Below are 23,158 nucleotides of genomic sequence, written 5' to 3' on the forward strand. Positions count from 1 at the left end.
ACACCCGTCAAACTTGCCTTTTTGCAATTCAAAGCCATCACAGGAAGCCAATGATCCGGGAACTGATGTCATCACGCCGTTTTGCGCCGTTGTTTTGGGCTCAATTCTGCGCCGCGCTAAATGATAACGTTTTGAAGAACGGCCTTGTCATCATCCTGCTGTATGGGGCTGCGACAACGCAGGGCGGCGGCACTCTGGTGACGATCGCCGGCGCGGTTTTTATTTTTCCCTTCTTCGTACTCTCGGGCCTTGGCGGCGAACTCGCAGACAAATACGTCAAGTCCGTCGTGGCGCGACGGTTGAAGTTCGTAGAAATTTTCGCCGCCGCTTTTGCTGCTGTCGGATTCTTCCTGCACTCGATCCCGCTTCTATTCCTGGCGCTTTTTATGTTCGGGACCGTTGCCGCGCTTTTCGGCCCGGTGAAATACGCCATTCTGCCTGATCAGTTGTCGGTCGGAGAACTTGCGACGGGTAATGCGCTGGTGGAGGGCGCGACTTTTCTCGCGATCCTGATCGGCACCATCGCTGGCGGCTTACTGGTCTCCAGTACGGCCCATATGGGCTGGGTCACCTCCGCGATCATGCTGCTTGCGTTCCTGTCATGGGCGTTCGCTTCCCGCATACCGATCACGACGCCATCGGCGCCTGAACTAGCGATAACAGCCAACCCCTGGACCTCGACCCTTCGTCTGCTCAAATCACTTTATGCCGAGCGGCGGCTCTGGGATGGCATGCTGATCGTGTCGTGGTTCTGGCTGGCCGGCGCCATCGTGCTGTCGCTGCTGCCCACTTTGATAAAGGATATCATCGGCGGCACCGAGACTGTCGTGACAATGTGCCTCGCGATCTTCGCCATTGGCATTGCCGCGGGTTCGCTGTTTGCCGCCCGGCTTTCGCATGTGAAGCCGAACCTCGCGCTGGTCCCGATCGGCGCGATCGTAATGGGCATTTCCGGCCTCGGCATCGCATGGGTGGTGGGTCACGCCACGCCGGCCTCCGGGGTCACGCCGATAGCCTTTCTTACCTCGGTTGATGGCCTGTGGATCGTTGCCGACTTCGCGATCTTCGCCTTCGGTGGCGGCCTGTTCGTTGTCCCCTCCTTTGCCGCCGTACAGGCGTGGTCTATGCCGGCCGAGCGCGCTCGCGTGATCGCGGCCGGCAACATCCTCCAGGCTGGCTTCATGGTGGCGGGCTCGCTGATGGTCGCGCTGGTTCAAGCTGCCGGGCTTTCGATCGCATGGATCTTCTTTGGCCTCGCGCTCGCGTCCTTCGGCTCGATCTTCTTTGTTCTCAGTAAATGGGGCAAGGAAGGCGTCCGCGATTTCGGTGCGCTGTTGTTTCGAGCGCTCTTTCGGGTCGAAGTACGGGGGTTGGAAAATCTCCCCGAACCTGGCACCCGCATGCTGATTACCCCCAACCACGTCAGCTTGGTCGACGGCCCGCTGGTACATGCGACATTACCGATTGACGCCAGCTTCGCGGTCGACACCGGAATCGCAAAGGCATGGTGGGCCAAGCCGTTCCTTCGACAGATCAGACACTACACCATGGACCCGTCCAGGCCGCTTGCAGCACGCGACCTCATCAAGCTTGTCGCGTCCGGCGAGCCGGTCGTCATCTTCCCGGAAGGCCGCATCACGGTCTCTGGCTCTTTGATGAAGGTTTACGACGGTACCGCAATGATCGCAGACAAGGCGGACGCCGTCGTGGTGCCGGTGCGGATCGAAGGCGCCCAGCGCTCATATCTGAGCTACCTGAAGAACGGTGAGATCAAGCGCAGTCTTTTCCCGAAAGTCACGATCTCCATCTTGCCACCGGTGAAGCTGGCGATTGACCCCCTCTTGAAGGGTAAGGCGCGGCGCAATGCTGCCGGTAGCGCTTTGCAGGACGTCATGATCGACGCCATGGTAAAGAACGCGATGCTGGACCAAACGCTGTTCGATGGACTGGCACACGCGCATCGCGATCGCGATACCGGCAAGCCTATTATTGAAGACGCGCTTGGCACGTCCTTGACCTACCGTAAGTTGATCCTTGGCGCGCAAGTATTGAGCCGCAAGCTCGAACAAGGCACATCCATCGGCGAGAATGTCGGCGTGCTGTTGCCGAACTCGGCCGGTGTGGCGGTCGTATTCATGGCGCTTCAGACCATCGGCCGCGTGCCGGCGATGCTGAACTTTTCGACCGGCATCTCGAACGTGCAAGCGACGATGAAGGCGGCGCAGGTTCGCACTGTCCTCACGTCGAAAGCGTTCGTTGAGAAAGCCAAGCTCGACAAGCTCGTGGCGGCGGTCGCAGGCGAAGCCCGCGTGCTCTACCTCGAAGACATCCGGGCCGGGATTGGCTTTGCCGACAAGCTGGCCGGCCTGTTGGCCGGGTCCGCGCCCCGAGTTGCGCGCAAGGCCGATGACCCGGCGGTCGTGCTGTTCACGTCCGGCTCGGAGGGGACGCCCAAAGGTGTGGTGCTGTCCCATCGCAATATCCTCGCCAACGCATCACAGGCAATGGCGCGCGTCGATGCCAACGCCAATGACAAGGTCTTCAACGTCCTGCCGGTGTTCCATTCCTTCGGGTTGACCGGCGGCATGATGATGCCCCTACTGACGGGCATCCCGATTTTCATGTATCCGTCGCCCCTGCACTACCGGATCGTGCCCGAGTTGATCTACCAAACCGGCGCCAGCATCCTGTTCGGAACCGACACCTTCCTCGCGGGCTACGCACGTTCGGCTCACGCTTACGATTTCCGCTCGCTGCGGCTGGTGCTCGCGGGCGCGGAAGCCGTCAAGGACCGGACGCGCCAGATCTACATGGAGCGCTACGGTTTGCGTATCCTGGAAGGGTACGGCGTCACCGAAACCGCGCCGGTGCTCGCCATGAATACGCCAATGGCAAATCGCCCGGGCACGGTCGGCCGGTTGTCGCCGCTGATGGAGGCGCGCCTCGATCCTGTCCCTGGCATCGAGGAAGGCGGACGTCTTTCGGTTCGCGGCCCGAATGTCATGCTCGGCTATCTGCGTGCGGAGAACCCGGGCGTGCTGGAGCTCCTGCCGGGCGGATGGCACGATACCGGCGACATCGTCAGCATCGACACTGCCGGCTTTATCACGATCAAGGGTCGCGCCAAGCGCTTTGCCAAAATCGCCGGCGAGATGGTTTCGCTGTCGGTCGTCGAAACGATGGCGACCGCCCTCTGGCCACAAGCAATTTCGGTCGCAGTTTCGATTCCCGACCAGCGCAAGGGCGAGCGGATTGTGCTGCTCACGACCCAGAAGGATGCCAACCGTGCCGCGATGCAGCGCCACACCAAGGCGTCAGGACTATCGGAATTGGCTGTCCCCGCCGACATCTGCGTAGTGGACAAGATCCCACTGCTTGGCTCTGGCAAGACCGACTACGTGGCGGCGACAGCGCTCGGCAAGGAGACGGTACGGATAGCCGGGCGCGAAGTAGCGTGACTGATACACCTTCATCAGGTGTAGTTCTCCTCCATGGCCTGGCAAAAACGCCACGCTCATTCAGGCGAATGGAACGAGCGCTGCAAAAGGAAGGCTTCGCGACGCTGAACCTCGCCTATCCGAGCCGAAAATATCCGCTGGAGGTACTCGTCGAAAATGTTCACGCTGCTATTCATCCGTTTGCTATGCAGACGGACGCGCTTCACTTCGTCACACACTCCATGGGTGGACTACTCGCGCAATTCTATCTGGCAAGATATCGACCGATCCGGCTACATCGCGTCGTCATGCTCGGCCCACCGAATGGCGGCAGCGAGGTCGCGGATTTTCTAAAGGAAACTGCGCCTTATCGTGCATTTTATGGACCTGCCGGCCAGCAACTCGGGACGAGCCGGCTGCAATCTTCCGAGCGGCTTCCGTTGCCGGATTATTCTGTTGGGATCATAGCGGGAAACAAAACGATCGATCCGATCTCGTCCTTCTTTATTGTACCGCAGCCAAATGACGGCAGAGTTTCGGTAAAGAGCACCAGACTAAAAGGCATGAGCGACCACATCGTACTTGGCGCAACGCACTCCGGTTTATTGAGACACCAGAGCGCGATCAATCAGACTCTTTCCTTTCTGCGTGATGGCCGATTTCTCCGGACCGCTATGGATAGCCATCTCCGGATCTTTTAGCTGAACGGTAAATCAAATCGGAGAATTGACCGCCCCCCGGGCAAAACGCGCCGGTGGCGGAGAGGGAACCCGCCATAATCGGGTGATGCTGTTGCGTGATATTGGACCTGCGCAGCCTGATCTGACGGATGTTCACGGAGCTTTTCCGGTCGCGAGCATTGTTAGGGGACCCGCGGTTGCTGGAAACTTTGCGTAGCATCGGTGACCACCGCCTCCCGAGACGGGACAGCTCATCGCCCCGAGTCCAGTTCCTTGGGTAGAGCTCGCGTGCCGGCCCGCGCAGATGATGGCTTGCACCCGCAGCAGATGATGGCTTGCACCCGCAAGTGAGTCACGCTTTACCCCTCCTATGGGTTTCTACCGACCTCGGAATGCGTGGTGAGCCGTTCGTTCGTCTGGCTTGTGATGAACTCGATTACCTTCAAGAGCCCGCATAAAGAGTTGCTTATGCAATTGGCGTCGAACTCATCTCGAATTCCTATACGCGTTTGCGCTAGCCACTGAGACACCCGGAGTATGTCGAGAGCTAACGGGCATTTGCCGTTAACGGGCGTCCTCGTTGCACTTGAATGCAAACATGGAACTCGGCCTCGACGTGTCAATCGCGGAGTAAGGAAGATCATGAGGCGCGCTTGGACTTGTCTGAAAGAAATAGATGCAATGATTCGTTGCTCGATCCTGTTGGCCGCGCTGTTCTCCGGCCCCGCCTTCGCACAGGATGCCGTACCAACAGCGTCTGTGGCCGATGCGCCGATCTGTACCGACCGGCCGACCAAGTCCAACTTCGCCTGCACGGTCCCCAAGGGGCTGGTGCAGATCGAAGCGGATGGTTTTACCTGGCTGAACAACACCGCCGGAGGTAACCGGACCGATCAGCTGCTGTTCAGCAATCCCACCGTGAAGTATGGCCTGACCGATAGCTCTGACATCCAGCTGAACTGGGTACCCTTCACGCGGGTGCGGACCGGCGATGCTGTCGGCAATGTGTCCACCCAGTCGGGCATCGGCGACGCAACCGTGCGGTTCAAGCGGCGGCTCACCGGCCCCGAAGGCGACTTTCAACTCGCCGTTCTGCCGTTCGTGAAGTTGCCCACCGCACCCGCTGGTATCGGCAATGGCAAGGTGGAGGGCGGCATGGCCGTGCCCATCAACATCAGTGTGCCAGACGGCTGGACGGTGACGCTGGGACCGCAACTCGACGTTCTTGCCGACTCTGATGGACAAGGCCGGCATCTTGGCGCGACGGGGCTCGTGAACGTCGCGAAGCAGATCGGCAAGTTCACGATCTACAATGAAATCTGGACCAGCCAGAATTTCGATCCTGCCGGGACCGTACAACAATACAGCTATGATATGGCTTTGGTCTGGCTACCGCAGCCGACGCTGCAGTTTGATATCGGCGTCAATATCGGTCTCAATCGCAACACGCCAGCCATAGTAAGCTACGTCGGCGTCTCCACACGCTTCTGATGAGGTTGCCATGCTCGTGCATCTTCGCCGAGCGATGACCGTGTGGTGCTGTACACGGCATTATCGGTCTTTGCTAAGCGACCATCGCGCTATGGAAGGCAACCCCATCTTGTGCCTGACGAAGCGCCCGGAGCGCTTCCGCATTTCTCAATCTGCGAGCGACCGCAGCGAGCACGTTCAGATCTTCGCCGGATGTCGCTGTCGGCAGAAGAAGCAGAAACACGATATCCACGGGCTCCCCATCGATAGCCTCGAAATCAATCGGCTTCTGAAGGCGCGCGAGTACGCCAAAAGCGCTCCTAAGACCCGGAATCCGTGCATGGGGAATGGCAACCCCGCCGCCTACGCCGGTCGACCCAAGCCCTTCGCGCTTTAATATCTCGCATGAGATCGTCTTCTCATCGAAGCCGACGGCTACAGCCGCACGAGCGCAAAGATTGCTCAACAAACCGGTTTTGGTTGACGCCTGGACGTCCACGAGAGTGTTTTTCTCCGAAAGATAATCGGCAAGTTGCATTGCGTTTTCCATATTGTTTTTCTATCGCAAGCGATGATCGTGGCTGTCAGTCCGGTGAGCGAAGCCGATAGCCGATCCCGGTTTCGGTTAGAATGTATTGAGGGCGCTCAGGGTCCTTTTCGATCTTCTGTCTGAGCTGACGGACATAGACGCGTAGATATTGCGCGTCTGTCATCGAATCCCATAGCTCCCCGAGCAGAAACTTGTGTGTCAGCACCTTACCCGCGTGCTGCACCAGGACACGGAGCAGATCATATTCCTTGGGCGAGAGCTTTGCCTCTTTTTCGTCCATTTTAACAATGCGCCGAACGAGATCGACGGAGAGGTCACCCACCTTAAAGATTGGGCGTTCGCCCTGCGCCTGAAGCTGGTGGCGCAGTGCCGCACGCATGCGTGCGAGCAACTCTTCCATTCCAAACGGTTTTGTCAGGTAGTCATCAGCACCGCAATCGAGTGCCTGGACCTTCCCAGCTTCGTCGCCGCGACTTGAGAGGACCACGATCGGAACGAATTCGCTGCGGGCGCGGATCATCCGCAAGAGTTCGTGTCCCTGGATGTCCGGCAGCCCGAGGTCGAGAATGATCAGATTGGGCTCCTCCTTGAGCAATTCCAGTGCGGTCTTCCCGTTCGGCGCCTCGATGATCTGGTAGCCTTGTGTCGTCAATCCCATGCGCAGCAGCTTACGAATCGGCGGTTCATCATCGATGATGAGAACTTTGGATGCAGGTGCGTTCATGCTGCGGTATCCAACGGCTGGGATTGGAGTGGAATCGGCAGGCGGATGGTGAAGGCTGCACCCGACCGGTCTGGCCGATTAGCCGCGACGATCGTGCCGTTCATCGCCTCGACGAAACCGCGCGAAATGGCCAGTCCAAGGCCGGTTCCAGCGCGGACCTGATCTGTCTTCTTCGCGCGGTAGAACTTGTCAAAGATATGCTCGAGATCAGCCTGTGGGATGCCATTGCCTTCGTCGACGACCTCGACAGATACTTCATCGCCATCGCACCAACTCTGAATGCGGATCGCCGTGTCCGGCGGGGCATATTTTGCAGCGTTGTCGAGGAGATTGAACAAGACTTGCTCGAACAGAACCGCATCGATTCCAACCATCGGAAGCTCAGGCGCCAGTTGCACATCGACCCGATGATGAAGAAGAATCTTGTTGGCGCGCCGCAGCGCGCTGCCGATGATCTCACTCACATCATGCGGAGCCAAGTTCGGCACGACCGCTCCAGACTCAAGCCTGGTCATGTCGAGAAGATTGGCGATGAAACGATTGAGCCTTTCGGACTCGTCGATAATAGTCGCGAGGAGATCCGCCTTTTCGATCTCGCTCAACTTGCCCGACAGATCGCGCAGCGTTCCGGCCGACCCCAGAATCGCCGCAAGCGGCGTCTTGAGGTCATGGGAGATCGAGGTGAGCAGCGCCGACCGCAACCGATCGGTCTCGACCGATCTTTTGACGCGATCCATATCCTCGACCAGATGAACGCGCTCGATGGCCAATGCGCTCTGGTCGATCAAAGCGTCCAGCAGTCGGCGCTGGTCGGGCGTGAACAACGGCCCTGACCGATCGCTATCGATACCCACGACGCCGATGGGGCCGCGACCTGTGCGCATGGGCAGGAATAGCCATTTAGCCCCGGGCAGCGTGTCTGAGGCGCGACCCGCGGGACGGTCATTCTGCCACGCCCATTTCGCTGCACCGATGTCCGCTTCGTCCAGCGTATCTTCCGGTGGGTAGCCTGCCTTCACGACAATGCTTCCCTCCTCTGGCAGGAGGAGGACCACCCGGACCTTAAGCATCAACGCGGTCTGGTAGGCAGCGGCCCAGAGCACGTCATCTAGCGTGCCGACGCCCGCAAGCTTGCGGCTGAAGGCGTACAAAGATTCCGTGGTGCGGGCGCGTGTTGCCGCCGCAATGGCCTGAGTGCGGACCCTACCAGCGACATTGGAGACGAACACCGCCATGATAACGAAAAAGGCAAAGGCGACGATGTTCGTCGGATCGGAGATCGAGAATGTATATAATGGCTCCATGAAGAAGAAATTGTAGCTAAGGGATGCCGCGACGCTGGCCAGGAGAGATGGCCAGAGGCCGAAGCGCACGGCAACGGCGACAATCGCCGTCAGAAAGACGAGATCGACGGTCTCGATGCCAACGAGTGGCAGGATCAACTTTCCGACCGCGAGTGCCCCGGCGACCGCCGCAAGCGACGCCGCAAAGGGGAGCGGATCCGCAAACTTTGGCTTCGGCGTGGTCTTCACAGATTTCTTCGAAACGATCTCTCCTGAGGTCTCGTCACCACCGATCACATGGACGCTGATGCTTCCAGAGCGACGAACCAGGTCATGCACGATCGAGCCATGCAGGATTTCGAACCAGCGCGAGCGGGTCGACTTACCGACGATGATATGGGCGGCGTTGCTGGACTGCGCGTATTTGACTATGTCGTCGGTGATCCGCCGGTCGCCACCTGGGATGGTGTTGGCATCGCCGCCCAACGTCTGCGCGAGGCGCAGCGTATCGGCGATACGATCTCGCTCCTCCTCGGTGAGCTGGAGGCTCCGTCTGCCTTCGACCGACAGCGCGATGAATGATGCATGCAGGCGGTCGGCGAGGCGTTTGGCGTAGCGCACGAGTCCGGCGGCGCGGGGATCCTCGCTGACGCAGACGAGCACGTGCTCGCCGGCCGGCCATGGACCCTGGATGGCACGCGACCTCATCTCGGTGAGGAGCTGCTCGTCAACGCGCTCCGCGGTACGACGCAGCGCAATTTCCCGGAGTGCCGTCAGATTCGCCGGCGAGAAGAAGTGTTGCAGGGCACGCTCGGCCTGCTTCGGAACATAGACCTTGCCGTCCTTCAGGCGGTCAATCAGGTCGTCAGGCGTGAGATCGACCAGCTCGATGGCATCCGCCTCGTCGAAAACGATATCTGGAATGGTCTCGCGGACACGCACATGGGTGATCTGCGCGACCACGTCATTCAAGCTTTCGATGTGCTGGATGTTGACCGTGCTGTAGACGTCGATGCCGTGGCTCAAGAGCTCCTGCACGTCGAGATAACGCTTCGGATGGCGGCTGCCCGCAGCGTTGGTGTGTGCGAGCTCATCCACGAGCACGATCTGCGGCAACCGCGCAATGACCGCATCGATATCCATCTCGTCGAGATGCTGCCCGCGATAGTCGGTCTGCCGGCGCGGAATGACCTCGAGGCCTTCCAACAGGGCGGCCGTCTCCTTGCGGCCATGCGTCTCCACCACACCCACGACAATGTCATAGCCATCGTTCTTACGGGCGCGCCCTTGCTGGAGCATTTCGTAGGTCTTGCCGACGCCGGGAGCGGCGCCGACGAAAATCTTCAGCTTGCCGATACGTCTATCCTCACGCCGGGCAGCCTCCAGGAGGGCCTCCGGCGACGGACGTTGATCGTTATCGAGATTCTGTTCTGCCATCAGGTTCTCCCGGATGGCCCACGCGGCCAGTCGACTCTTATCGCGCCACGGCCTCATCCAGGGCAAGGTCGAGGGCGAGAACGTTCACGCGCGGCTCTCCGAAAACCCCCAGAATCCGACCTCGGATATGCTGGTTGACCAGCTCGCGGAGCTGAGCCTCCGGGAGGTTTCGCGCCTTCGCTACGCGGGGAACCTGGAAGAGCGCTGCCTCCGGAGAGATGTCCGGATCGAGACCGCTGCCCGTGGTCGTCACAAGATCGATCGGAACCGGCATACCGGGGTTCTCCTGCCTGAGCTTTTCGACGTCGGCCTGTACGCGCTCGATGAGCGCCTTGTTGGTCGGGCCTAGGTTTGAGCCCATCGAATTGGCCGCATTGTAGGGTGCCGGAACGGTCTTGGAGGAATCGGCGGGATCAGGACCGAGAGTCGCCGACGGCCGCCCGTGGAAATAGCGTTCGCTCGTGAATTGCTGCCCAATCAACTCCGAGCCGATGACCGCACCGTTACGCTCAATCAGGCTTCCTTGCGCCTGATGGGGAAAGATCGCGCCGGCGATCCCCGTCATGGCGAGAGGATAGATGAGGCCCGTGATCACGGTAAGTGTGATCAGGAACGTGATGGCGGGACGGATTTCTCTCAGCATGATGTCTCTCCTCAGGCGAGGTGCAGGGCCGTGACCATGAGATCGATGGCCTTGATACCGATAAAGGGGATGATGACGCCGCCCAGGCCGTAGATCAGCAGATTACGGCGAAGCAGCGGGGCGGCGCCAATTGCCCGGTAGGCCACGCCTCTCAGGGCGAGCGGGATCAACGCGATGATGATCAGCGCGTTGAAGATGATCGCCGACAAGATCGCGCTTTGCGGACTCGCGAGATTCATGATGTTGAGTGCGTTCAATTGTGGATAGAACGCGACGAACATCGCCGGGATGATGGCGAAGTACTTCGCCACGTCGTTGGCGATGGAGAAGGTGGTCAGCGCACCGCGCGTCATCAGGAGCTGCTTGCCGATCTCGACGATCTCGATGAGCTTGGTCGGGTTAGAGTCGAGGTCGACCATGTTGCCGGCCTCGCGGGCCGCCTGGGTGCCGGTGTTCATGGCAACGCCAACATCGGCCTGGGCAAGCGCAGGCGCGTCATTGGTGCCGTCGCCGCACATCGCGACAAGCTTGCCTTTGGCCTGCTCGTCGCGGATCAGGCGCAGCTTGTCTTCGGGGGTTGCCTGAGCGAGGAAGTCATCGACACCCGCCTCGGCCGCGATCGCGGCCGCCGTGGTCGGGTTGTCGCCGGTGATCATGACCGTGCGGATACCCATGCGCCGCAGCTCGGCGAAGCGCTCGCGAATGCCTCCCTTGACGATGTCCTTGAGATGGATGACGCCGAGAAGCCTGCCATCCTTTGCTACGGCAAGCGGAGTGCCGCCGGATTTGGAGACGGCTTCGGCAATCGCGTTGACCTCGCGAACGACGTCGGCACTCACGGCTGACTGCAGGACCCGCACAGCGCTACCCGCGGCCAGCGTTGGCGAGCCGTTGAGATGGCTGAGAATCGCGTCCACCGCGCCTTTGCGAATCCACGAGCCGTCAACCTCCATGCCGCTCATCCGGGTCTGGGCGGTGAAGGGAATGAACTTGCCGTGCAGCTCGGTCAGGTTGCGCTCGCGAATACCGTGCTTTTCCTTGGCAAGCACGACAATGGAGCGACCCTCGGGAGTCTCGTCCGCGAGCGAGGCAAGCTGCGCGGCGTCCGCGAGTTCCTGTTCGCTGACTCCTCGAAGGGGCTTGAACTCGGCAGCCTGCCGGTTGCCAAGCGTGATCGTGCCGGTCTTGTCGAGCAGGAGCGTGTCGACGTCGCCGGCCGCCTCGACCGCACGGCCGGACATGGCGAGCACGTTGAAACGCACAAGACGATCCATGCCGGCGATGCCAATGGCCGACAGCAGCGCACCGATCGTCGTCGGGATCAAGGTCACGAAGAGTGCGGTCAACACCACGACGGAGATAGCACCGCCGGCATAGGCGGCATAGCTCGGGATCGTCACGGTCGCGAACACGAAGATGATGGTGAGCCCGGCCAAGAGGATGTTCAGCGCGATCTCGTTCGGCGTCTTCTGCCGCTCGGCGCCTTCCACAAGCCGGATCATGCGGTCGATGAAGGTCGAGCCAGGTGCGGCGGTGATCCGCACGCGGATCCAGTCGGACAGCACCTGTGTGCCGCCCGTAACAGCCGAACGGTCGCCGCCGGACTCACGGATGACGGGTGCAGATTCGCCAGTGATCGCCGCCTCGTTGACAGAGGCCACACCCTCGATCACCTCGCCATCGGAGGGAATGGTGTCGCCGGCTTCCACGAGCACGACATCGCCAACCTTGAGGCTCGTGCCAGGAACCTGTTTGGAACTCTTGCGGTCGGTCCCCGTGAGAAGCTTAGCCTGGGTTTCCGTGCGCGTGCGCCTCAGCGAGTCCGCCTGTGCCTTGCCGCGGCCCTCGGCGACGGCCTCTGCGAAGTTGGCGAACAGGACCGTGAACCAGAGCCACAAGACGATCTGGAACGTGGAACTGACGTTCTCCGCGCCCGTCACGATGTCCTTTGCGAAAAAGATCGTTGTGAGCGCCGAAACGACGGCAACGACGAACATCACCGGATTTCTAGCGAGACTCCTGGGATTGAGCTTCTTGAAGGATTCGCCCAACGCAGGACCAAGGATGCGGGCGTCCATCATGCTCATGGGTTTCGACCGGCTCATATGAAAAACTCCAGCGTGTGGTTCGTGGGCAGGCCGGCAAGAGAAGACTTCAGGCCGGCGCAATCCATTGAATGACGGCGAGAACGGCGATCACGAGTCCCATGATCATCAGCAGTACACCGAGCAGACCGATAATGATTCCGGTCACACTGGCTGACGCATTCTCGTTGGCTCCATCGATCATGACGGGCTGTCAAAATGTCTGCCCCTGGATCATCGAGATGTGATCGACGAGCGGCCCGAGTGCGAGTGCCGGGAAAAACGTCAATCCGCCGATGATGACGATGACGCCCACGACGAGGCCAATGAAGAGGCCGCTGGTCGTCGGAAACGTTCCGGCGGACTCGGGTATGGACTTCTTGGCGGCGAGCGAGCCGGCTATGGCCATGGCCGGGACGATCATGATGAAGCGTCCGACCAGCATCGCGATGCCACCGGTGATATTGTAGAAAAGGATATTCCCGGTGAGCCCGCCGAAGGCGGAGCCGTTGTTGGCAGTCTGCGACACGAAGGCGTAGAGCACCTCGCTGAAGCCGTGCGGCCCGGGATTCGCGATCGAGGCGACGGCCGTGGGATAGACGACGGCAATAGCTGTCCAGCCGAGATACATCAGCGGCAGGATCAGGATGGCGAGCATGGCCATCTTGACCTCCTTCGCCTCGATCTTCTTGCCGATATACTCAGGCGTCCGCCCGACCATCAGGCCCGCAACAAAGATCGCAATGACGACGAACAGCAGCATGCCATAGAGACCGGCGCCGACGCCGCCGATGATGATTTCGCCGAGTTGCATGTTGATCAGCGGGATCATGCCGCCGAGCGCGGTGAAGGAGTCGTGCATGGCGTTGACGGCGCCGCAGGAGGCCGCGGTCGTGACCACGGCGAACAACGCCGACAGGGGGATACCGAAGCGAACCTCCTTGCCTTCCATGTTGCCGCCAGTGAGGCCAAGTGCGTTCAGGCCCGTCGTTCCGGACGCCTCCGCCCAGTAGCAGACGATAACGCCGGCCACGAACAGGATGCTCATCACGGCAAAGATCGACCACCCTTGACGGCGGTTTCCGACCATGCGGCCGAACATGCTGGTCAGTCCCGCGCCGATGGCGAAGATCGCCACCATGTGGATCAGGTTGGTGATGGCGTTCGGGCTCTCGTAAGGGTGCGCGGCGTTGGCGTTGAAGAAGCCGCCGCCATTGGTGCCAAGATGCTTGATCATCATCTGCGAGGCGACCGGCCCTTGCGCGATCGTCTGCTTGGCGCCTTCGAGCGTGGTCGCTTCCACATATGGGTTGAGATTCTGCGGCACGCCAAGCGCTACAAGGACGATCGCACCGGCCACGCAGATCGGCAGCAGGATGTAGAGCGTCGAGCGGGTGAGATCGACCCAGAAATTGCCAACGGTCCGCGACGATGCGCGTGTAAAGCCACGGATCAGGGCCACCGCGATCGCCATGCCCGTGGCGGCGGACAGGAAATTCTGATGCGTCAGCCCGAGCATCTGCACGAGATAGGACATCGTGCTCTCGCCGCCATAGTTCTGCCAGTTGGTGTTGGCGATGAAGCTGACCGATGTGTTGAAGGCGAGATCTGGAGCGACAGCCGTCATGCCCTGCGGATTGAGCGGCAGGAATTCCTGAAAGCGCATGAGCGCGTAGAGGAACAGGAAGCCCGCGACATGAAAGAACAGCATCGCGATCGTGTACATGATCCAATGCTGCTCGCGGCTCTCATCGATGCCGGCAATGCGGTAGAGGCCGATCTCAATTGGGCGTAAGACTGGCGACAGGAAAGTGCGCTCGCCGTTGAAGACACGGGTCATATAAGCGCCGAGCGGAGCAACCAGCGCGACAATGATCGCGCAAAAAATCAGGATCTGAATCCAGCCGTTGGCAGTCATGACATGCTCCTCAGAACCGCTCGGGCTTGAGCAACGCGTAGGTGAGGTAGACGAGCAAGCCCGCAGAAACGAGGGCAGTAAGCGAGTAATCGAAGATCATGGAAGCCCTCTTAGAGCTGGTCGCAGGCGTAGGTGTAGGCAACCGCCAGCGCGAAGAACCCGAGGCCGATGGCCAGCATGAAGACGTCCAGCATTTGCCTGCTCCTGCCGAGTGAACTGTTTTGAGCTGTCACGCGCGCTGACAGCGCTCAGTCTGTACGTGCCACCACAGCGCATAGGAATTCGAGAGGGAACGTGGCTCCGCGGTATAGGAATTCCATAAAGATCAGCGCGCACTCTTTCCTGGCTCAGAGGGTACCGGTCGCCAGCCCGCTGCTGCCGCGCCGCTTTCCCCTGAGCGCAGACAGCCGTCTTCGCCGCCGCTGGGCTGGATCCCTAAATCTTTTCTTGATCGGAGATGGACGAAAGAGTCTGTTTGGACTTGCGGCCCTCTGCGGCCATCTCATCTATTGAGGCGCACTGGCAGCCATACGGCGCGGGGCTCTCTTTGGCCATGCACCCACCAATTTCGATGAGGCTGCGGAATACGGCTTGACTGCGTGCCTGGCGCGATTGACGATCTTAGTCATCGCCATGCCGCATCAGTGACATGGCTTCTTTATTTTGCGCTTATGAAATTACCTCGCCTCCCGTCTCGATTTCCTATGTCGAGATGTGCACCTTGCCGAGTGTCCGACGATACTTTGCGGACCAACGTTTTACTCAAGGAGGCGCCCCATGTCGCTTACAGTTCATCTCGCAAGCATGCCCCGTCGGTCGGGAGCAAACGCCGCAGCACAGCCGATTTCTGAGAAGTCGCTGACTGTGGAGCCGCACGGGGCCCCCGCTGTGATCAAGCGTGTTGGCAAGACTCTGGTCATGCTGACCGGCGTCGTTGTCGTTATCCGCGCGATCACTGCATTCAAAATCTGGATGTGGTGACCATCGGATCTCAATGACCGGCAAGCCCAGCTGATGAACTTCGGATCGATGGTTTGAGTCCGATGTCCAGGCACGTTGCGGCCATCATGAGATCCGAAAACACCTCCCCATCTGGTACGCCGATGGATCGGAGAGCGTAGACGTCCACAAACGCACGAACGCAAGTTCTATCGAAAAATACAATGCCTATCGCCGCGCAAACAACCTCATCCCGTTCTGCGAGGGTGATTGGAAACGTGCCGCCTCCGAGACACCCAAGTCTCTGGCTCCCTGTTGGAAAGACATGCACCATGAACAAGCAAGAACCTCCGAGTACGAGCAACCTCTCGCACACTTTTCTGTTGGTTGGCCAGAATAGCAGCGGCCAATGGATCGTCCGCAATCAGTGCGGTAGTCGCGGCGGTCTGTTTGTTGATCGCGCTCACGCCATCAAGTTCGCGATGTTCGAGAGCGTACGTCGGCCGCAAGCCGTCATCATGGTTCCTGGCGTGCTTGAGCTCGATTTGAGCATCAATCCGAACGCAATAGTGCGGCCCGCGTCGGGGGTCGTGGGGACTGAGTTGCAGCGGGCGGCATGAGGCGCCCATGTAGTCGTCAAGCCATTTCACGTCTGGCGTGACGAGGATATCTTGGTTCTCAAAGTCCATGAACTCTGTAGCTGGTTCAATGCTTGACAGTTCACGGAGAGGTGCGGTTTCACGGACGCCGATCAGGAGAGTTTGGAAGACGTACGAGAGCCGGAGGTATAACTAAGAGCGACGGATCTCATACGTCATTTGGGGGCTGTGTGCGGACACTCGGGTTCATCGTAGCCGACCACACTGGTCAGTTTTCTCCATGATTTCAAGAACGGACAAAATCCGAAAATATTCATCAGGCATCGGAACACCGAGCAAATTCGACCTCGGTTGCCAGCCGGATTAGGTTTCCGACAGGGACAGCCGGTCTCGGCGGAAATTTTTTGATCTTGGGACGCAAGGTGCGCGCATACTCTTGTGATATCCGCTGGGTCTTTCCAATTCCTTAGATCGGTTTCTGTTGAATGTGAGAGTTGATTCTCATGAGCTCCGGATACGCTTTCAGCAAAGCCTTTAAGCCCGGGTAGTCCATCTCGGCCGCATGATGATCTTCAATCAAAAGTTTGGCGAGTTTGAAGTCGTCGTCGGTGTCGACGGTGATACGCCAGTCGCTGAGATCTTCTTCATCCGCGCAGTACTCGTGGCGAATATCCGGTATCGACGTGCGAATATAACCTGTCACATGCTCGCGCTCGGACGGAAGCTTGGCATTCTCCGCGGCGAAATCGAGTGAGCGTCGGGAAAAAATTTCGAAATCCATGCCGCGAGGGTAGGTCCGCTTTTCGCCATTCGAGAGATAAATGGACTCGCTCTTCAGGCCCGAATAGATGTCGAGGCCGGCGCGAATCACGTCTGGACAGATGAGTGGGCAGTCCGACGTCACGCGGATCACGTGGCGCGCCTCGTGTGCCCACGCCGCGCCTCGGTAACGTTCCAGTACGTCATTCTCACTGCCACGAAATACCGGAACGTCGAGTGCGGCGCAGAGTTCGACAACGGGAGTGTCGGAGAGATTCGTTGTCGTCGCGACGATCACGGGCACGCCGACGTCGGCGAGACGATCGAGATGCGTTTCAAGAAGTGTGCGTTCCCCGGCGCGCATCAAGATCTTGCCCGGAAGGCGGGTACTCGTCATGCGCGCCTGAGTGATGATTACGACTTCGTTTGGCATCGTAGAAAACCGCTAGCTGCTGTTCCGTTTTACGACCCCTGGAGTATCTCGCATAGTCGACAGCAAGCCGCTCCGCACCAACCACGAGCCAATATGTGCGAGTGCAGATCGCAACGACCCGCTGGTGCTATTTGGCTGATTAGTCAGGCCCGCTTTTCCATCAGGAACCACGTCAGGTCGTCAGCAGGGAATGCCGGGTCTCGATGATAGATAAACCCGTAATCGACAAGCGTTAAATCAGGGTACTTGTCCATCATCTCGCCGGCAAAATCCCGCTTCCACAAACGCCCGCTGTGACCGCGATAGCTGATCTCGACCACGTAGGGATTGTAGTACTCCGCCACGAGTACATAACGATTGCTGGCCTCATGGAGCCTTTCATAGGCCACCGGCAGCATGTCAGGATTGAGATGGATCAGAACGCCTGCGGTAAACGCCAGATCGACGCTCGACCACCCGACCGGTTCGAACAACGTCGTATTGGAAGCAGCTATTCCAGGTATCGTCGCCAGCCTTTCGAAGGCCAGGCTGTTTATTTCGATGGCTTGGAACGTTGCGTATGGAAGCAGGGTCTTGAGGGCCAGGATATTAAGACCGATGTTGGCGCCAAGCTCTCGAACCGACCGGACGTTGCTGCATCGCTGGACAATCCGGGCAAACATCGCGGTCTTGGCGGCCAGCACGTCCTGACTTTGATTCCGCTCGATGTAATGGTCGCCAAACTCCCCGGCCCAGAATTCCTCCTGTGCTGTGATCTGGGTCATATGTGCTGGTTCCCCTTGAAGTTTCACGTCACTACTACAACTAAACCGAGCAGCGGATCATTGCATGCTCTCGTCACGAACCTGCTGAAGACCAACGTTCCTTTCATTGGCTCCGGGCGCGCAGGAGAGTAAACCCTCCGGCAATGTCAGGCGAGCCGCGGAAAAGGCAGATGGAAGGGCTATGATGGATCGCGAGCTGGTCAAGGCTCATTGGCGGGACTGGGCATCGAAATTCGGCACCGCGCTCGGCGCCACCACCAGAACCGGCACCGCGAAAATGCTCGAGATCGACGCATTGGCGCGCCGGATGTCTGCGATCGGGCTCGGCGATGCGCCGGCACACGTTCTCGAAGTCGGCTGCGGCAATGGCTTGAACTGCTTCGGCCTTGCCGCAAAATTCCCGCGCATGCAACTCGACGGCATCGACTATACCGCGGAAATGATCGACGCTGCGCGTGAAGCCGCCGTTGCCAACGGCTTTCAGGACAGGTCCAGTTTCCGAATCGGCAATGCGCTCGAACTTTCGGCGGCCTCGGGATTGCGGGCGCAATACGATGTCGTTTTTACCGATCGCTGCCTGATTAATATCGAATCGGTCGACCTGCAGATGCGTGCCATCACCGACCTTGCCGCGAGGGTGCGGGAGGGTGGACATCTGATCATGATCGAGAATTCGATGACGACCTATGATCGGCAAAATCATTGCCGCACCCTGCTGGACCTGCCCGCGCGCACGCCTGCCGCATTCAACTTGTTCTTCGACGAAACATGCATTCTGCCGCACCTCAAAACGCTCGGCCTTGAGGTCGAGATCGAGGATTTCATTTCGCTTCACGACCTGATGCTCTATGTGCTGGTCCCGGCCATCAATGGGGGCACCGTAGATTACGACCATCCGCTGGTCCATGCAGCAACCCTGCTCAACATAGCGGTATCGGCGGAGACATCGAACGCATTCGGCGCCTTTGGGCAAGGCCGGATGTTTGTCTGTCGGAAACCTTGATGCCGGAAACTAACGCCAGCCCGCTCCACGGCGGCCTCTTTCTGGATCTTGACGGCACGCTCGCTGACAGCCTGCCGGCGCTGAAAAACGTCTATTATTCCTTTCTCGCCTCCTTCGGCGCGAGCGGCGACGAGGTCGAGTTTCAGCGGCTCAACGGACCGCCGCTTGGCGAGATTATCGAACGGCTGAGAATGGCTCACAAGCTGCCCGGAACACCGGCCGATCTCCTGCAAAAATACTCGGCCATGGTGTTGCAGGCGCAGCAGAGCGTGCGGCCCGCTGCCGGCGCACATGAATTGCTGGCGCACGCCCGCGCATGCGGGTTGAAGATCGCCATAGTTACGTCGTCACCTAAATTGTCCGCGCAAAGATGGCTCGCATTCGGAGGGCTTGCCGACGAGATCGACGATGTCGTCGGCGGCGATGAGGTGAACGTAGGCAAGCCCGCTGCCGAACCCTACATCACGGCATTGAGGCGGCTGAATTGCTCGGCCGCCCTGTCGCATGCCGTCGAGGATTCCCGCATCGGCGCGATGTCGGCAGTTGCCGCGGGGCTAAAAACGTGGGCATTGGCGCCGCCGAACAATCGCGCCGGGTGGCCCGGTCAGGTCGTGTTCATCGAACGCCTCACCGATCTCCTTGGAAGAATACCGGCATGCTGAATGTTCATCTGCTTCAGTCGGAGCCGAGAGTAACGCTGGGAGCGGCAGCGCCAACCATCGGCCCGGACATCGAGGCACGCGTGGATGAAATCTGGCAGCGCGAAAAGGAGCTACGCTCCCACGATCTCCACAACGGGCGATTGTTCAGCGTCGATTATTGTGACGCCAAAACGATCGTCGGCTGGATTTCGGAGTACCGCTACTTCCTCGCACAACGGCGCGAGCCGAGCCTTCATGCCGCGCTGAGGATCAAGCCGCTCGCCGTTACAGGTATCCTATCTTGTCCGGATGGCGTCTTATTCGGCCGGCGCAGCGCTCGCTCCGAGATGGACGCCGGGTGCTGGGAGCTGGTGCCGTCCGGCGGCGTTAACGACGCGGCAGTCGGGCCGGCCGGACAGGTGAGCCTCGAACGCTGCATTCTGATCGAACTCGAGGAAGAAACTGGTATCGGAGCGTCCGAGCTGTCGGCGCATTCCAGAGCCGTCGCGCTTGTCGAGGATCCGCAAAGCCACGTCACCGACGTCGGAATCATGCTCGCGACCGCCTCCCCGGCTGCGCAAATCCAGCGCCGCTTCGCGGCGCTTGAGAACCGTGAATATTCTGAACTTGAGATCGTTGCACCCGCGGAGTTGCGGGCGTTTCGGCGCGACCGGGCTGGCTCGCTGGGCGCTGTTTCCGCCGCACTTCTGGATGCTCTCATGCAAGCCGGCTTATAATACTTATGCAAATCGTCAAAACCCGCGGCAGCCCCGATGCAGCTTTGATCTGCGCCGCGCAAACCTCGTAAACCGGCTGCCGAGGCGGTCGTTTCCGCCAAGCGGCAGCGTTGCTGCGAACCGAGACTTCCAGTTCGCACCAGGAGCGTAAATTGTGATGCAGAGCCCGGAACTCATCATTGCGGGGCGCAAGATCGGCCCGGACTATCCTCCTTACATCATCGCCGAACTGTCGGCGAACCATAACGGCAAGCTTTTGAAGGCGCTGGAGCTGATCGAAGCCGCCGCCGCCACCGGCGCTGACGCGATCAAGATCCAGACCTATACGGCCGACACGATGACCATTCCTCACGATGGCGAGGAGTTTTTGATCAAGGGCGGCCTGTGGGACGGCTACAGGCTCCACCAGCTCTACCAGCAGGCTTACACACCCTATGAATGGCATGGGAAAATGTTCGCGAAGGCGCGTGAGCTTGGAATCACGATCTTCTCCAGTCCCTTTGATGAGACCGCCGTCGATCTGCTCGCAGGGCTCGATGCTCCCGCTTACAAGATCGCATCGTTCGAGGTGATTGACCTGCCGCTGATCAAATATGTCGCCAAACGCGGCAAACCGATGATCATCTCGACCGGGATGGCCAATCTCGGCGAGATTCAGGAGGCGGTCGAAACAGCTCGCAACAACGGCGCCGGCGGTATCGCGCTGCTGCACTGTACCAGTGCCTACCCGGCTCCCATCGAGGAAGCGAATGTGCGCACGGTGGCGCATCTCGGCCAGACCTTCAACGCCGTGTCCGGCCTTTCCGATCATGCGCCGGGCTCTGCCGCCTGCGTCGCCTCAATCGTGCTGGGCGGCTCCATCATAGAGAAGCATTTTACGATCTCGCGCGCCGACGGTGGTCCGGACGCCGCGTTTTCGCTCGAACCGCACGAGTTCAAGCGACTGGTCGACGATTGCAAGTCGGCATGGTCGGCGCTCGGATCTGTCGGCTATGGCCCCGTCCAGAGCGAGAAGGCCAACATCCGGTTTCGCCGTTCGATCTACGCAGTCAAGCCGATCAAGGCGGGGGAGCCTCTGACGAGGGAGAATATCCGCGTCATCCGGCCCGGCTTTGGCCTGCCGCCAAAGCATCTACCCGATGTCATCGGCCGCACCGCCGCGCGCGACATCGCCTATGGTGAAGCGCTAAAGTGGTCAGCGATCGCGTGACGGTCCCGCCATGGCGCCGCTAACGTCGGTTGAATAGAGACCGGAAAAGATTAATCCTACCGCTTCAAACTAACCACGGGAAATGCCTCTTTCGAAACCAGCATTGGCAGATCATCTTGGAGAAACGACTTGAGATTTATGAAGAGGGGATCCTCTTCCAATCTGAAATTCGACAACGCCAGCGTCGCGCTCCGAAAATATTCTTCAGGAGCCCAACGTTTGTCGGGAATTAAAATCGATTTGCTGCGAAATACCTGGAGCATGCAGTAGGAATAAGCCACTGCGCGCCGGCGCTGATACTCCGGCATCGACCAAGCCTTTTGCGACACATCTAACAGGATGCTCCTCAGAGCTTCCATGCTGGATGCCTCCTCGATGATACCAAGGCCGGAAAACTTGTCTTCGCCCGTCGCGATCATTCTATGTCCAGCCGCGGCCAATTCGTAGAGAACCGTTCCACGAACCGTCAGACCGGCGTCGCAATGCTTCATGACCTCACCAGCGCTGAGGGCGCCATCTGCGAATCCGATATTCCTGATGTCGGCACAGTATTTACGCAGCGTATCCCACGAACCTTTCCAATCATGGCTGTCGTTCAGCGGATGCGGCTTAATAATCAAGTTGAGATGTGTCAGTGACCGCGCAAGATCGACGACGTCGACAACAGCTTGCCAGTAATCGTCCGAGAGTTGCCCGGGCCGCGTCAGCGGGGCGTCCTGAAACACATGCGCAAATACACAGACCGTAGGATTCTCGGGGTTGACACCGCAGCTTTCAAGGAATGCCGCGCGAGAATCCGGCAGCTGATCAACAACATCACGGTTCAATAGCGGCTCGATAGTCCGCGCCAGCGTGCCTTCAACAGCGTCGCCGAACAGGTCAAGCCTGGGATCATCCAGTAAAGCTTGATCGAAAACGTACCTTTCCAGCATCTCCTTCCAGTCGCCGGGAAGACCGGACGACAAATCGGTCAGATCCCGATATCGCGTAACAGCAATCGGGATGTACTGTTCTACTAGGAATGTTGACGCGCCGTGCATGGCCGTAAAATCAGCCAGCTGTCCCGATACCGAATAGCAAATGTGCCCCAATACACTCGCTCGAACCGGGGACTTTCCAAACATCATGGGAAGGGCTTCGTAGTCGGCCAACACGAGCTTTGCAACTGCGATCAGTTCGTCGCTCAGATAGTCGATGGTGCCGAAGCCAAATCGTCTCAGAAATTCATTGTAAATCAGAAGGCCGCATCGTGGGGATTGCGGTTCTGACAGTGAGCGAATTGCTTGCCGGAGCGAGGATCCCGACTTGCCTTGCAGTCGCTTGCGAAGGTCACTCTCTGCATTGGCTGACCAAACCGGATCAGACAGGAGACGATTGCGAAATTCGGAAATATTGCAGAAGCGACTGACGCCAAACGAGCGAGCGAGCGCCTGGTTCGCTTCAATGTATGCCTTTTGAACATCACCAAAGTCATCAGCGAAAATTCCGACGATTTCACCTCCCCACACGTGCTGTATGCACTTCGCAACGACGCAATTTGCGAACAGGTGAGAGTGCAAATTGTCGTTGTGATAAAGGTCGAGAATTATGATGCAATCAGACTTGAGCGGGGCAGACTTGGGCGGGGTGGAGGATAACCAGAATCGTCGATTTTCTTTTAGAAACTCGCTAATATTCATGGCGCCACGAAGACCCCTGCGATCTGGTTTTCAAATTTCTGATCGCGCAAACCAACCCAAAAAGATCACGTTCTATAAGCAGCTCTCCATCTGAGGTCCAGTCGGCCCAGTCCTCCCACAGCGTTTTTGAAGAATGACTTCTTCGCACTTAAGGTCTGAAAAAATGGA

Annotated in this window: 21 protein-coding genes; 9 read left to right on the forward strand and 12 right to left on the reverse strand. The window is 59.1% G+C overall.

The window, feature by feature from the left end; translation table 11 throughout:
• Nucleotides 1-50: 50 nt before the first annotated feature.
• From ACZ5IL_RS18875 to ACZ5IL_RS18885, 3 genes are all read left to right on the forward strand, one after another.
• Nucleotides 51-3,458 (forward strand): acyl-[ACP]--phospholipid O-acyltransferase, encoded by a 3,408-nt coding sequence (locus ACZ5IL_RS18875; RefSeq protein WP_464593867.1) that lies wholly within the window; start codon nucleotides 51-53, stop codon nucleotides 3,456-3,458.
• Between the two features lie 68 nt (nucleotides 3,459-3,526).
• Entirely contained in the window at nucleotides 3,527-4,138 is a 612-nt protein-coding gene (locus tag ACZ5IL_RS18880) for an alpha/beta hydrolase (RefSeq protein ID WP_464593869.1), read from the forward strand.
• Nucleotides 4,139-4,798: 660 nt separating this feature from the next.
• Nucleotides 4,799-5,608 carry a transporter gene (locus ACZ5IL_RS18885; protein WP_464593871.1) on the forward strand — a complete coding sequence of 270 codons (810 nt, stop codon included), beginning with the start codon at nucleotides 4,799-4,801 and terminating at the stop codon, nucleotides 5,606-5,608.
• Nucleotides 5,609-5,681: 73 nt separating this feature from the next.
• Here ACZ5IL_RS18885 and ACZ5IL_RS18890 read toward each other — a convergent pair whose 3' ends face one another.
• The 9 genes from ACZ5IL_RS18890 to ACZ5IL_RS18930 form a co-directional block, all read right to left on the reverse strand.
• Nucleotides 5,682-6,125, reverse strand: a complete 444-nt coding sequence (locus tag ACZ5IL_RS18890; RefSeq protein WP_464593873.1) for a PTS sugar transporter subunit IIA — start codon at nucleotides 6,123-6,125, stop codon at nucleotides 5,682-5,684.
• Nucleotides 6,126-6,171: 46 nt separating this feature from the next.
• A complete protein-coding gene (locus ACZ5IL_RS18895) occupies nucleotides 6,172-6,861 on the reverse strand; it encodes a response regulator (RefSeq protein ID WP_464593875.1) in 690 nt (229 codons plus the stop codon).
• Nucleotides 6,858-9,581 carry an ATP-binding protein gene (locus ACZ5IL_RS18900; protein WP_464593877.1) on the reverse strand — a complete coding sequence of 908 codons (2,724 nt, stop codon included), beginning with the start codon at nucleotides 9,579-9,581 and terminating at the stop codon, nucleotides 6,858-6,860. The genes ACZ5IL_RS18895 and ACZ5IL_RS18900 overlap by 4 nt, the downstream gene beginning before the upstream one ends.
• Before the next feature lie 37 nt (nucleotides 9,582-9,618).
• The gene (locus tag ACZ5IL_RS18905; protein ID WP_464593879.1) at nucleotides 9,619-10,224 is read right to left on the reverse strand and encodes a K(+)-transporting ATPase subunit C; all 606 of its coding nucleotides are present in this window, start codon (nucleotides 10,222-10,224) and stop codon (nucleotides 9,619-9,621) included.
• Between the two features lie 11 nt (nucleotides 10,225-10,235).
• Nucleotides 10,236-12,311 carry a potassium-transporting ATPase subunit KdpB gene (gene kdpB / locus ACZ5IL_RS18910; RefSeq protein WP_464596943.1) on the reverse strand — a complete coding sequence of 692 codons (2,076 nt, stop codon included), beginning with the start codon at nucleotides 12,309-12,311 and terminating at the stop codon, nucleotides 10,236-10,238.
• 67 nt (nucleotides 12,312-12,378) lie between these two features.
• The gene (locus ACZ5IL_RS18915) at nucleotides 12,379-12,513 is read right to left on the reverse strand and encodes a hypothetical protein (protein WP_464593881.1); all 135 of its coding nucleotides are present in this window, start codon (nucleotides 12,511-12,513) and stop codon (nucleotides 12,379-12,381) included.
• Between the two features lie 9 nt (nucleotides 12,514-12,522).
• A complete protein-coding gene (gene kdpA / locus ACZ5IL_RS18920; protein WP_464593883.1) occupies nucleotides 12,523-14,226 on the reverse strand; it encodes a potassium-transporting ATPase subunit KdpA in 1,704 nt (567 codons plus the stop codon).
• A gap of 10 nt (nucleotides 14,227-14,236) precedes the next feature.
• On the reverse strand, nucleotides 14,237-14,326 hold the full coding sequence (locus ACZ5IL_RS18925; RefSeq protein ID WP_464593885.1) for a K(+)-transporting ATPase subunit F: 90 nt from the start codon (nucleotides 14,324-14,326) through the stop codon (nucleotides 14,237-14,239).
• A gap of 10 nt (nucleotides 14,327-14,336) precedes the next feature.
• A complete protein-coding gene (locus ACZ5IL_RS18930; protein WP_464593887.1) occupies nucleotides 14,337-14,459 on the reverse strand; it encodes a hypothetical protein in 123 nt (40 codons plus the stop codon).
• A 544-nt stretch (nucleotides 14,460-15,003) separates the two neighbouring features.
• Between ACZ5IL_RS18930 and ACZ5IL_RS18935 the strand changes: the two genes are divergently transcribed.
• Together ACZ5IL_RS18935 and ACZ5IL_RS18940 are read left to right on the forward strand one after the other, a co-directional pair.
• Nucleotides 15,004-15,207, forward strand: a complete 204-nt coding sequence (locus tag ACZ5IL_RS18935) for a hypothetical protein (RefSeq protein ID WP_464593889.1) — start codon at nucleotides 15,004-15,006, stop codon at nucleotides 15,205-15,207.
• Between the two features lie 290 nt (nucleotides 15,208-15,497).
• Nucleotides 15,498-15,785: a hypothetical protein gene (locus ACZ5IL_RS18940; RefSeq protein ID WP_464593891.1), complete on the forward strand. Its 288-nt coding sequence runs from the start codon at nucleotides 15,498-15,500 to the stop codon at nucleotides 15,783-15,785.
• A 445-nt stretch (nucleotides 15,786-16,230) separates the two neighbouring features.
• Here the strand turns inward: ACZ5IL_RS18940 and ACZ5IL_RS18945 are convergent, their stop codons facing one another.
• Both ACZ5IL_RS18945 and ACZ5IL_RS18950 read right to left on the reverse strand, forming a co-directional pair.
• Nucleotides 16,231-16,956 carry a cytidylyltransferase domain-containing protein gene (locus tag ACZ5IL_RS18945; RefSeq protein ID WP_464593893.1) on the reverse strand — a complete coding sequence of 242 codons (726 nt, stop codon included), beginning with the start codon at nucleotides 16,954-16,956 and terminating at the stop codon, nucleotides 16,231-16,233.
• 143 nt (nucleotides 16,957-17,099) lie between these two features.
• Entirely contained in the window at nucleotides 17,100-17,720 is a 621-nt protein-coding gene (locus ACZ5IL_RS18950) for a pseudaminic acid biosynthesis-associated methylase (protein ID WP_464593895.1), read from the reverse strand.
• Nucleotides 17,721-17,904: 184 nt separating this feature from the next.
• On the opposite strand from ACZ5IL_RS18950, the gene ACZ5IL_RS18955 reads away from it, so the two are divergent.
• The 4 genes from ACZ5IL_RS18955 (at nucleotide 17,905) to pseI (ending at nucleotide 21,311) form a co-directional block, all read left to right on the forward strand.
• Nucleotides 17,905-18,723, forward strand: coding sequence for a class I SAM-dependent methyltransferase (locus tag ACZ5IL_RS18955; protein ID WP_464593897.1), 819 nt, complete (start codon nucleotides 17,905-17,907; stop codon nucleotides 18,721-18,723).
• Nucleotides 18,723-19,385 carry an HAD family hydrolase gene (locus tag ACZ5IL_RS18960; RefSeq protein WP_464593899.1) on the forward strand — a complete coding sequence of 221 codons (663 nt, stop codon included), beginning with the start codon at nucleotides 18,723-18,725 and terminating at the stop codon, nucleotides 19,383-19,385. Before ACZ5IL_RS18955 ends, ACZ5IL_RS18960 begins: the two co-directional genes overlap by 1 nt.
• Complete coding sequence (locus tag ACZ5IL_RS18965) at nucleotides 19,379-20,101, forward strand: NUDIX hydrolase (RefSeq protein WP_464593901.1); 723 nt, start codon at nucleotides 19,379-19,381, stop codon at nucleotides 20,099-20,101. The genes ACZ5IL_RS18960 and ACZ5IL_RS18965 overlap by 7 nt, the downstream gene beginning before the upstream one ends.
• A 157-nt stretch (nucleotides 20,102-20,258) precedes the next feature.
• Nucleotides 20,259-21,311, forward strand: a complete 1,053-nt coding sequence (gene pseI / locus ACZ5IL_RS18970; protein ID WP_464593903.1) for a pseudaminic acid synthase — start codon at nucleotides 20,259-20,261, stop codon at nucleotides 21,309-21,311.
• Between the two features lie 56 nt (nucleotides 21,312-21,367).
• Here pseI and ACZ5IL_RS18975 read toward each other — a convergent pair whose 3' ends face one another.
• A complete protein-coding gene (locus ACZ5IL_RS18975) occupies nucleotides 21,368-22,990 on the reverse strand; it encodes a hypothetical protein (protein WP_464593905.1) in 1,623 nt (540 codons plus the stop codon).
• Between the last annotated feature and the right edge of the window lie 168 nt (nucleotides 22,991-23,158).

Source organism: Nitrobacter sp. CN101, assembly GCF_055390255.1.